A 10,504-nucleotide genomic window follows, 5' to 3' on the forward strand; every position below is an offset into this window, starting at 1 on the left:
AATTTACGCGACGTCGACTAGCGACGCTTGGTCGCTTTCTTTTTCGCAACCTTCTTCTTCACTGCTGCCTTCTTCGCGACCTTCTTCACGGGTGCTTTCTTGGTAGCTGTCTTCTTAACGGGAGCCTTCTTCTTGACGGCCGCTTTCTTCACAGCTGCCTTCTTCTTGACGGCTGCCTTTTTCGTCGCCTTCTTAACTGGCGATTTCTTGACCGCTGTCTTCTTCACAGCTGCTTTCTTCTTAGCTGTTTTCTTGACAGGAGCCTTCTTGACCGACTTTTTCGCAGCCGCCTTCTTTGTCGTGGTCTTCTTCACAGCAGCCTTCTTCTTGACGGGCGCCTTCTTCGTCGCCTTCGTCTCGCCGCCACCACCGATCAACTTTTCAACCATCTCTTGACGATAAGCCTTCGCCAACTTTTTGGCCGCTGCGTTACCGTGTTGATTGATGCTGAACGACTTCTCCAATTGGCGGCCGTCTTCGGTCCAGATTGCCACCCAAGCTTGTTCGTCTTTACCGCGACGCACGCGAGTCCGCAGGTAATAACCAGCGGCGTTCAAGCGTGGGCCCTTGCTTCCCTTGAAGACGCGAGCCGGCAGTTCTTTCAGTTGTTCATCGCGGAACTTCGTCGCCGCGATCTCCGCTTTTCGCGTGCTTCCGTAGACGCCATCGGAGAACAACTTGCTGACATGCTGGTCACCGCGTTGGATTCGGACCCACCAGCCGCGGCAGCCTTCGTGATCCATCCGCGTGAGGTTCATTCGTTTTTTCACGTTATTTTGATCCCATTGGTTTCTAAAGAGAGTTGAGTCGACATTCGGGCCCCTAGTTGTTTGGACTGGCTTGTCCCGTGTCGGTTCCTGTTTTTTTTGAACCTCTTCTAACTTGTCGCAACGCCAACGCAGCACCCCTGGCCGAACAAGACGATTCGTCTGTCATAACAAACCGTCAAATTCTATACACCGGTCAAGGGAAATAGCAACGATTGAACAACTGTGTACCGGCAAGGTTTTCGACTATTTTCCCGTCGCTGGCAGCTGACTACCGAAACCTTAACACCGTCACCAAGCTTAAGTGCGTGTACAAGAGTTAACATCTCGACATCTATGTGCCATGTGAGCACGTTCAACATCCGAGCCCGGCGGGGCTAGCCGGTCGATCGGTAGGAGGTCGCTACCAACCGCGGCAGGTCATCGGTTGCCTTCGTCTTCACAGCGCGACACCGGTCGGCGATACGCTTCACGAAAATGTACAACCAAAAGAGATGCCGGGAGAAAGTTTCGGTTAGCGAAACCGCGCAGAGTCGGCAAGAGGCGACGGAGTTTGACGATGTTTCAAGCTACGCTACATCGCAAAACTACATATCCATCGAAGGACACAATCGCAGAGAGCCCGGCGAGCACAACAAATCACCACCTATGGGCGGTTCCAAGCAGTTCCGCAGGCTACTTGGGCCGCGACATCGCCGCTTGTTCCGCCCCGCAACCCCAATTTGTTGTGGCGATTGACAACAGCAGCGATCATCGCCACCGCGAGGCGGCCGCGCTGGAGCGGTTCCAGCGTGAGAGATTACGTCGGCGGGCGACCGACAACACTGTCGATTTCCTAGCGGACTTCACGCCACTGAACGACGACCGCCATGTGCCCCTGTTGCTCTCCAGAGCCATCGGTAGCCGTCGACATACCAGCGAGTGTCCATCGATCCTCGACCACGTTGACTTGGCTTTCATATTCCATCGCGGTGAGGTCGATCCTATCGATCGTTGTCCCGTTGCCAAACGTCGCCGAAAGGATCTCATCGGACCCGATCGAATAAGCAATTCCAATGTCGATCTGTGCCGAACGCGAATCCCCAGACGCACCGCGATCGAGGATTGGTCGAACCTTGCCAACCAGTCCGATCATCGGTGTGATCACGCGAGGTGAATAGCCGACGCTTCGTCCGCTCGAACTGTTGCTTCCGTTAGCCCCAACCACCGGGACCGCGCTGATCACAAAACTGCGTCGCGCTCCCGATGCGATCGTGCCGATCCGGCCATTACCGCAGCGAACGGTCGCGGAGATCGCATCCTTTCGCTTAGCCAATGCTTCGATGTCGGCGGTCTCCATGCGGTGGAACTCGCCCGACTCCGCAGACTCGATTGCGACCAACCGCAGCGCGACCTCGATCGTTGGTGTCGACAGCGAATTTTCCCGCAGCGTTTGGAGCACCGCTTCGAGCTCTTGATGGCCGCGCTGCGTCGCCTTTGCGACTAACAAATGTCCCAAATGCGAAAGCTGTGCATCGCCGACGCGAAACTGCGTCAACAGGTTCATCAATTCAAACATGGGATTCGCTGCGGCACCAATCATTCCGCCGCCCATGCCTCCCATACCGCCACCACCAAACTGCGGTTGGATGTGAGAGGGGATCGAGAAGAAGCCGCCGCCTCCAGCATCTCCACCCTCCATGCCGGCACCGCCAGACCCGCCGCCGAATCCGGCACCGCCAGACCCGCCCCCACCTAAGACTCCATGCGAAAGGCCGCTCACTTTCGCTTGATTTTCCCCCGTCAACCAATCACCCAACAAACTCGTCTGCGGATCGGTGAGATCGCGGACGTCGTAAACGCGGATAATCGGTTGGGTGTCATCCGCGGATTGGGCCCCGGCCGGGGACGCCAACAACACGAAGCTGGTACAAAGGATCGTCTTGAAGAATGCCGTCTTGAACATCGTTTCGACTCCTGGTTTCAGATACCCATTGAAAAGCTTGCGGCCCCCATGTCATCCAACGTCGCCGAGCGGCCGCAAATGCGGGCGACAATTCAAATTGAACCGACGCGTGCGCCAGAAACTGACGAGCCTCGGTTGTGTTGCGAATGATCAATCCTTGGTAAGCCGCCATTTGGCTGCGGCCTTGGACAATCAACTGAATCAGTACGCGGTCGACTTCGGGACGCTTCATTGCAGCCAACACAAAGCCGCCGGCGACACGCATAGGTTGCGAATCGGCATCGATAATCTTCAGCAGTCGCTTCGAAGCTTGAGGATCGAGCGCCGCCGCTTCGATTTGAACCGCGGAACGCCACGCCGCCGCAGACGCCAATTCGACAATCCGATCCAGCCCCGCCGCTTGCCAATCGGCAACCAGCTTGCGACACAAGACGCGCTTCTGTTGATCGCTTTTGGCTAGCGGAATCAAAGCCGACCATTGCGACGCATCGCTGCGATCAACCATCGCTTGCCAAGAATCGTCGCGAGTTGAATCAAACGACAACCAAGCCGTGTGGACTGCCGTCGCATCGTTGCCCGCCGCAGCCGTGATCAGCGCCATCGCTTGCCGACGCGTCGCTTGATTTTGCATTTCGGGGACCGCCAACAGGAGTTCGCGCTGCTGAGGCCGCGGCAAACGACGCAGCTGTTCCACGACCCGGTATCCTTCGCGAAGATCGTTTGATGACAACGCCGCGATCGCCTGCTCAAACTGTTCGACTAACGAAGCTTCTTTGGCTGCCGGAACGTCGGTCGGCTCGGCAGGCGACTGCTGCTCAGCTTCCGCCAACATTTCGGTTGGTTCAGTTGTTGTTTCCGGTCGCTCAGGACGTTGCGGTGGAGTCGTTGGCGTTTGGTTGGTGACAGTTGGCTGCGTTGGAACCGCAACCGGATCTTGCGGAACGTTCGCATGACGACTGTTTTTCAGATCACGGCCAAACTCCAGCTGCCAGCCGATCCCAAACGCCAGCAGCAGGCAGGCGGCGGTCGCCAGCCCGCCGTAGCGCAGCCGACGGATCCGGCGTCGGCGCCCCGCAGCCAACATATCCCACTGCTGACGAACCCGTTCGACGGGGATCGGTTGCCGCGCTGGATCGGCAGCCCGCAACAGCGCGTCCAATTCGGTGTCCAGCAGATCGCGGTTCGGTTTGGAATTTTGGTCCGACATCACTTTGACTCAACTTCGATTACGTGCCTTGGTGAGCTCAAAGCTCACTCCTCGCGTAGAATCTCTTTTAATCGTTGCCGCGCCACGTGGAGCGTCGCGTAAACGTTCTGCGTGCTGATCTCCAACAGCTCCCCCACTTCGGCAACCGATTTGGCCTCCCAAATCGTCAACGTCAGCACCTCCCGTTGCCGATCGGGCAACAACCCGATCGCCGTGCGAACCCGCTGCTGTTGTTCGCTCGCCAACAATTCCTCCACGGGCCCGCGCGACTTCGCCACAACGTCCGGCGCCGCCTCTTGGCATCCGGTTGGTTGCTTGCGAGCGGTCATTCGATCGCGAACACAATGGATTACGATTCGCCCAACCCAGGTTTGCAGCGTCGCTTGCCCGCGGAACCCTTTCCACGATTTCGCCACGCGAACCAAGGCGTCCTGGACGGCTTCCTCAGCAATTTCCGGGTCGCCTGAGAGTCGCTGAGCCATCCGCAGCCAATACGGCAACAACTCGCTGACCGCTTGTTCCAAAGTGGCGTGCGACAACGGTTTCCCATTCGAGCTCGCCTCATTCATAACCATCCACTTTGGACATGCCAGCTCGTTCGTTGTTAACCCGAGGTCCATTTGCTCGTTAGACACTCGCAGCGGCAGAAAACTCAAAGACAATTTGAAAAGATTTTTTCCGCGCTGCTCGGTTGCGATCTGCGACAATGTTAGAGCAGTGAATTGGCGGATGCAAAAACAGCTTTGCAGCCGTCGACGATCGCGGGCATCGCCCCGGCAGACCCGTTGGATTTGTTATTCATGAACGCCGCCAGCGAACAGCCGCAATTTGATCCGTATCACCAGTGGCTTGGAATTCCTCCAGACCAACAGCCAGCCAACCTGTATCGTCTGCTGGGGCTGGAGCGATTTGAGAGCGATGCCGATGTGATCGATGTCGCCGCGAACCGTCAGATCGCTTATCTGCGACAAGTCGGCGTCGGCGCAAAACGAGATCCGGCGAAGCGTTTGGTCGCCGAACTCGCCGACGCGCGGCGGGTTTTGTTGAGCCCTCCTCTGCGGAAAGCCTACGACCGCCAACTGGTCGCTTCCTCGGCTCCGCAAACCGACGACGTCGAGAATCCATCATCCGACCGCCCACCAGCCGAATCGGAAACCATCCGTCACGGACCGTCGTTGCGGATTCCAACCCGACCGCCCCAAAAGCATTCGCGCCGCAAACGTCAACGCAAGTTTGCGCTCGGCGGTACGGCGATCCTGACGGTCTTGGTCGTCGTTGGCGGCGGTTACTTGGCGACCCGCGGACCAACGACGATAGCCACCCCAGCAACGAAAACTGTCACCGCCAAAGTCGATCCAGCAGCGCCGCGGCGACATATTGTCCATAAGCCGATAATCGCGGGTGTTCCGCAGCCACCACGACATGTCGCATCGGATCCGAAAACGCGAAGTCTGACCGACGTCTTCGATCAAAAGTTTCGGTCTGCACAGCAGGCAACTCCGGCTGCGACGAGCTCTCCAGACAAACAAACTGATTCACTGCCGATCCTCGTCGATTTCGAAGGCGATGCCTGGCGGGCAGCGTTGGCGATCGACGACCTCGCGCTCTTCAATCAACATCATTCCGTTCGCGACGGGAAACTATTTGTGCTCCAGGCTGAGGACGAGTCATATATAGGAACGCCGCTGCGGTTGAAGAACGTAAAACTCACGGCGGACCAATCGCTTGCCGTCGATGCTCGAATCCCCAAAGGGCTCAAGCACAACAGTGGTGTCGCTCTGCAAGCAGGCGACTTTACATTGGCCCTCCGCGTCGACAGTCGATCCACTCTGTTAGCTGGCACCGTGCGATCCGGTGTCTCGATCGAACTCGCCTCGATTCCGTACGAAAGCGATCCCCAGGGCCTTCAGCAGCCCTATCGCTTGCGAATCACCTGCCCGCCCGCCGATTCCACAACGTATTCCTGGCGGATTGATGTGCCGTCGGGGGAAGCTGTGGAAGGGACATTTGCGGCGGAGCAAACGATGACCGGCGGTGAGGCGATCGTCCAGGCTTGGCGATATGACGCAAGGAATTCACATTTCTGGATCGACAATCTCGCATCCGATACACTGGACGCTCCCTGAAAACGGTCCCAGAACCACCACTCAAAGTGTTGCGGCGGACCACCGGCCTTTCAGGTGATTGCATTGCCTTCCAACGAGTACGGCAGGCAGAAGGCTGCTGCCCAGTCAGTCCCTTCCCATAAACTCCCTTCCTCCGGTCTGCGCTATGATCCGCACGCTACCGACGCTTGTCTGCATTTTTTGTTGTTGTGCAAGTTCGTTTGGGCAGCCATCGCCTCCGCCTGCGGACCAACAGCGAGAGCGGTTTCGATTGCCGCCAGGATTTGAGATCCAGTTAGTGGTCAGCGATCCGGAGATCGGGCAACCGATGAATCTGAATTTCGATGCCCGCGGGCGTTTGTGGGTGACGCATTCGGTGGAGTATCCCTATCCGGCGGCGGGCGAAGGAGTGCAGCCCGATCGCGGCAAGTTCGCTGGCGGCGGCGACCATCCGCCGCGCGATCGGTTGTCGATTGTGGAGATCGGACCGACCGGCAATGCGTCGCAGGTGACGCATTTTGTCGACGGGCTGAATATCCCGATCGGACAGACGCCTTTAAAGGATGGCAGCGAGGGACTGGTTTACGGCATCCCATCGATCTTCCACGTCGTCGATCGCGACGGCGATGGACGATCCGACACGCAAACCGCTCTCTATTCGCGGTTTGGCAACATCGACGTCCACGGAAACGCCAACGCCTTCACCCGCTGGATCGACGGTTGGATCTATGGATGTCACGGGTTCTCCAATCACAGCGAAATCACCGACGCGGCGGGGCGGACCGTCGTGATGGACTCGGGCAACACCTACCGCTTCCGCAGCGATGGATCGCACTTTCAGCAATTTACGTGGGGACAAGTCAATCCGTTTGGGATCACCTTCGACGCCTGGGGCAACATCTTCGATTCCGACTGCCATTCCAAACCGGTTTACCAGTTGCTGCGTGGCGCGACCTATCCTCACTTTGGCAATCCCGAACCGGCGATTGGGTTTGGGCCTTCGATGATCGATCACGCCCACGGTTCGACGGGCATCTGCGGCCCGGCTTATTATTCGGCCGACCACTTTCCCGAAGAGTTCCGCGACAATCTATTCATCTGCAATCCGGTCACCGGTCGCGTTCATCGCGACAAACTGCGACGCGTCGGTTCGACGTTGTTGTGCGATACCCAGCCCGACTTCATCACGACCGATGATCCTTGGTTCCGTCCCGTCGATGCGATCGTAGGCCCCGACGGAGCGCTATATATCGCCGATTTCTGCAACCTTGTGATCGGTCACTACGAGGCGCCGTTGGACGATCCCGATCGCGACCGTACGCATGGCCGAATCTGGCGCGTCGTTTGGAACGGGGCACCGTCGGCACCTCCTCAGTCGGTCGATCTGACAAAACTGTCGACAGCCGATTTGATCGTCCGCCTCTCCGATCCCAATCTCCAGGTTCGCACGTTGGCGACAAACTATTTGATCGATTCACGAGCCAATGAAGTGCTCGATCCGCTGTGTGCGACGCTCGCTTCCGAGAGCGATCCTTTTCCCCGCGCCCATGGCTTATGGATTCTCGAGCGTTTGGATGCGATGGACTCCGAGGCGATCGAACGTTTCGCAAACGATTCCGATCCGTTGGTCCGAGTCCATCTGCTGAAGATGCTTGCCGAACGCGAGAACCTTCTCGAATCGGAACGTCAGTTTGTCGTCCAAGGTCTGCGCGATCCTGATGGTTTTGTCCGTCGAGCCGCCGCCGATGCGTTGGGACAACATCCGACGTTTGCCAACATCGCCCCATTGTTAAACGCTTGGGACGCAGCGCCAGCAGAGGATTCGCATTTGATCCATGTGCTGCGGTTGTCGCTGCAGCGTCATTTAGAAACGGGTGATCTTCCTCACGCCCCGGGCACCGCTTCGTTTTCGATCCAGCAATTGACTGCCGAACAGCAGCGGCGGTTGCTCGAGATCGCATCGGTCAGTGGCGGAGACCGCGCTGCGGAGATCGTGTTCGAACTTGCCGATCCTCGAGAGATCGATCCCGCGATCTTGGTTCGATCGGCGATTCTGATCACGCGGACTGCGTCGGTCGCATCCCAATTGAGGCTCGTTAAACTGGCACCGCAGTGGTTCGCAACCGATCCCGGCCAACAGCTGTCTCTTTTGTCGGCGATCTTCGACGGAGCGACGCAGCGCGGCGGAGAGTCTGCTGAACTGAAGCGACAACTGCGACAATGGCTCCAGCGACTGGCACCTGCCGAATTGCAAACGCTGCAAGCGGGAGGATCCGATTGGTCGCGGCAACCGGTTCCGGGCCAGGAAGCTTCGGAGTCACCCTGGGGCATTCGTCATCGTGGGTCTGCCGACGGCAATACCGATGCAAAGTTCTGGGACAGCATCTCGCACGGCGAACATTTGACGGGCGTGTTGCGCAGTCCAAGCTTCCCCCTGCCTGAAACGCTTTCCTTTTGGTTGTGTGGCCACAACGGGCATCCAAAGAAAAAGTCGAGTGATGCCAACCACATTCGGTTGGTGCTAGTCGATTCGGGCAAAACGATTACGCAACAATTGCCTCCCCGCAACGATACGGCTCAGCGATACACATGGACGATCGATCCAGATCGGATCGGCCAACAAGCAGCGATCGAAATCGTCGATGCCGATCAGGGAAACGCCTACTCATGGATTGCCGCAGGGCGATTTGAACCGCCCGTGGTCCAAGTGGCGGACGAACCGCAGGAGTTGCGGCTGATCGAGCTGATCGGTTCGCTGAACCTTTCGCAATTCGCCGATACAATCGATTTGTTGATCTCCGACCGCCGGCAATCGCTCGACGTCCGGCAGCAAGCGATCCGCACCAGCATCCGACTGGGACGCACCGAGCGATTGTTTGCGATCGTCAGCGACCTGTTGTCCGATCCTTCGCAACCGACCGCCCTGCGAATGCAAGCCGCCGCAGCGCTCGCGGGCTTCGATACCGATGCCAGTCGCGATCGGCTGGTCGCGGCGATCGCTCAGTCGCCAGCGTCGCTGCAACGCGAGATCGCGTCGGGTTTGGCGAGAACCACCGTCGGGATCGATCGCTTATTCGATGCGATCGCCGCCGGAAACGCTTCGGCCCGATTGCTGCAAGAGCCGGCAATTATCGACGCGCTGCATCGCAACGCAAACGAAAAGCAGCGACAGCAGATCGATGAGCTAACCCAAGGATTGCCGCCAGCGAATGAAAAGCTCGCCGAAATATTGGCGCATCATCGCGCGTTGGCACATCGATCGTCGACGGCTGGATCGGCAGCGGCAGGACGGATCGTCTTTGACAAGAACTGCGCCGCCTGCCACCGAATTGGAAGCTCTGGTCAATTGGTCGGTCCGCAATTGGATGGTGTCGGCAATCGAGGAGTCGAGCGTCTATTGGAAGACATCCTCGATCCCAACCGCAACGTCGACGTCGCCTTTCGCAGCCTGACGGTGGTCACGATCGATGGGACCGTCGTCAATGGCCTGCTGCGACGGCATGAGGGCGAAACGATCGTGCTGGCCGATTCGACAGGCCGCGAGATCACCATATCGACCGACGATATCGAGACCCAACAAAAATCAACGGTCTCGGTGATGCCCGGCAATTTTTCCGAATCGTTAGCGGAACAGGAGATTCAAAATTTGCTGGCGTTTCTGATTGAACAACGCGTAGAAGACGAATCTCCAGCCGGCCCGGCCGCCAGCCCCTAACACCCAACTTCACCCTCCCCAAACGCAGTTTGCGAGGGAGGGTCGAACGAGCGAAGCGAGGTTCGGGGAGGGACGTCGCGAGGTAGATCCGAGGCGTTTGATCCAGTGTGCAGACCCTCCCCGAAAAACTCGCTAGACGCTTGTTTTCCGACCCTCCCTGGCTTCGCAGGGCGGGTGAAGTTGGGCTCTTCACCCGCCCCAAACGCAGTTTGCTGGGGGAGGGTCGAACGAGCGAAGCGACGTTCGGGGAGGGACGTCGGGAGGTCGATCCGAGGCGTTTGATCGGGTGCGCAGGCCCTCCCCGAAAAACTCGCTAAACGCTTGTTTTTCGACCCTCCCTGGCTTCGCCGGGCGGGTGAAGCTGGGCACTTCACCCTCCCCAAACGCAGTTTGCTAGGGCGGGTGAAGGCTACTTAATATGTATGAACGGCGCCAATCGCTGCAGCGTTTTTGGGCCGATGCCGGGGACGCGGTCGAGATCGCTGAGGCTGCGATAGGGGCCGTTTGCTTCGCGATCGGCGATGATCCTGTCAGCCGTCTGCGGGCCGATCGATGGCATCATCGACAGCTCCATCGCGTCGGCGGTGTTGGGATCGATCCAAACCGGCAGATGGATCGGGGGTGGTTGGGGATCGATCGGGTATTCGGTTGGCGTGCGGAGACTGATGATGAACAGGACGCCAAGGACTGCGAGCAGACCGATCTGCAGCGGCAGCGACCGCAGCATCATCGCAGACTCCTTTTCGATCGGTCCGTCGTCCACTT

The 10,504-nt window shown here is 58.3% G+C and carries 7 protein-coding genes; 2 read left to right on the forward strand and 5 right to left on the reverse strand.

What is annotated here, in order from left to right; all coding sequences use genetic code 11:
• Positions 1-17: 17 nt before the first annotated feature.
• The 4 genes from CA51_RS16420 to CA51_RS16435 all read right to left on the reverse strand — a co-directional run bounded on the left by CA51_RS16420 (position 18) and on the right by CA51_RS16435 (position 4,488).
• Positions 18-770: an AP2 domain-containing protein gene (locus CA51_RS16420; protein ID WP_197451239.1), complete on the reverse strand. Its 753-nt coding sequence runs from the start codon at positions 768-770 to the stop codon at positions 18-20.
• A gap of 832 nt (positions 771-1,602) precedes the next feature.
• Positions 1,603-2,712, reverse strand: a complete 1,110-nt coding sequence (locus CA51_RS16425; protein WP_145122322.1) for a hypothetical protein — start codon at positions 2,710-2,712, stop codon at positions 1,603-1,605.
• Entirely contained in the window at positions 2,627-3,919 is a 1,293-nt protein-coding gene (locus CA51_RS16430) for a hypothetical protein (RefSeq protein WP_145122323.1), read from the reverse strand. Before CA51_RS16430 ends, CA51_RS16425 begins: the two co-directional genes overlap by 86 nt.
• Before the next feature lie 44 nt (positions 3,920-3,963).
• Positions 3,964-4,488 carry an RNA polymerase sigma factor gene (locus CA51_RS16435; protein WP_197451240.1) on the reverse strand — a complete coding sequence of 175 codons (525 nt, stop codon included), beginning with the start codon at positions 4,486-4,488 and terminating at the stop codon, positions 3,964-3,966.
• Between the two features lie 153 nt (positions 4,489-4,641).
• Between CA51_RS16435 and CA51_RS16440 the strand changes: the two genes are divergently transcribed.
• Complete coding sequence (locus CA51_RS16440; RefSeq protein WP_145122325.1) at positions 4,642-6,045, forward strand: hypothetical protein; 1,404 nt, start codon at positions 4,642-4,644, stop codon at positions 6,043-6,045.
• 145 nt (positions 6,046-6,190) lie between these two features.
• Positions 6,191-9,739, forward strand: a complete 3,549-nt coding sequence (locus CA51_RS16445) for a DUF7133 domain-containing protein (RefSeq protein WP_145122326.1) — start codon at positions 6,191-6,193, stop codon at positions 9,737-9,739.
• Positions 9,740-10,148: 409 nt separating this feature from the next.
• Here the strand turns inward: CA51_RS16445 and CA51_RS16450 are convergent, their stop codons facing one another.
• A complete protein-coding gene (locus CA51_RS16450; protein ID WP_197451241.1) occupies positions 10,149-10,502 on the reverse strand; it encodes a ComEA family DNA-binding protein in 354 nt (117 codons plus the stop codon).
• Between the last annotated feature and the right edge of the window lie 2 nt (positions 10,503-10,504).

This window comes from Rosistilla oblonga (assembly GCF_007751715.1).
GTDB classification, from domain to species: domain Bacteria; phylum Planctomycetota; class Planctomycetia; order Pirellulales; family Pirellulaceae; genus Rosistilla; species Rosistilla oblonga.

Bases quoted from the DNA above. Each gene is read 5' to 3' on its own strand.
- CA51_RS16425 (WP_145122322.1), bottom strand. From the start codon at position 2,712: ATGTTCAAGACGGCATTCTTCAAGACGATCCTTTGTACCAGCTTCGTG.
- CA51_RS16430 (WP_145122323.1), bottom strand. From the start codon at position 3,919: ATGTCGGACCAAAATTCCAAACCGAACCGCGATCTGCTGGACACCGAA.
- CA51_RS16435 (WP_197451240.1), bottom strand. From the start codon at position 4,488: ATGAATGAGGCGAGCTCGAATGGGAAACCGTTGTCGCACGCCACTTTG.
- CA51_RS16445 (WP_145122326.1), top strand. From the start codon at position 6,191: ATGATCCGCACGCTACCGACGCTTGTCTGCATTTTTTGTTGTTGTGCA.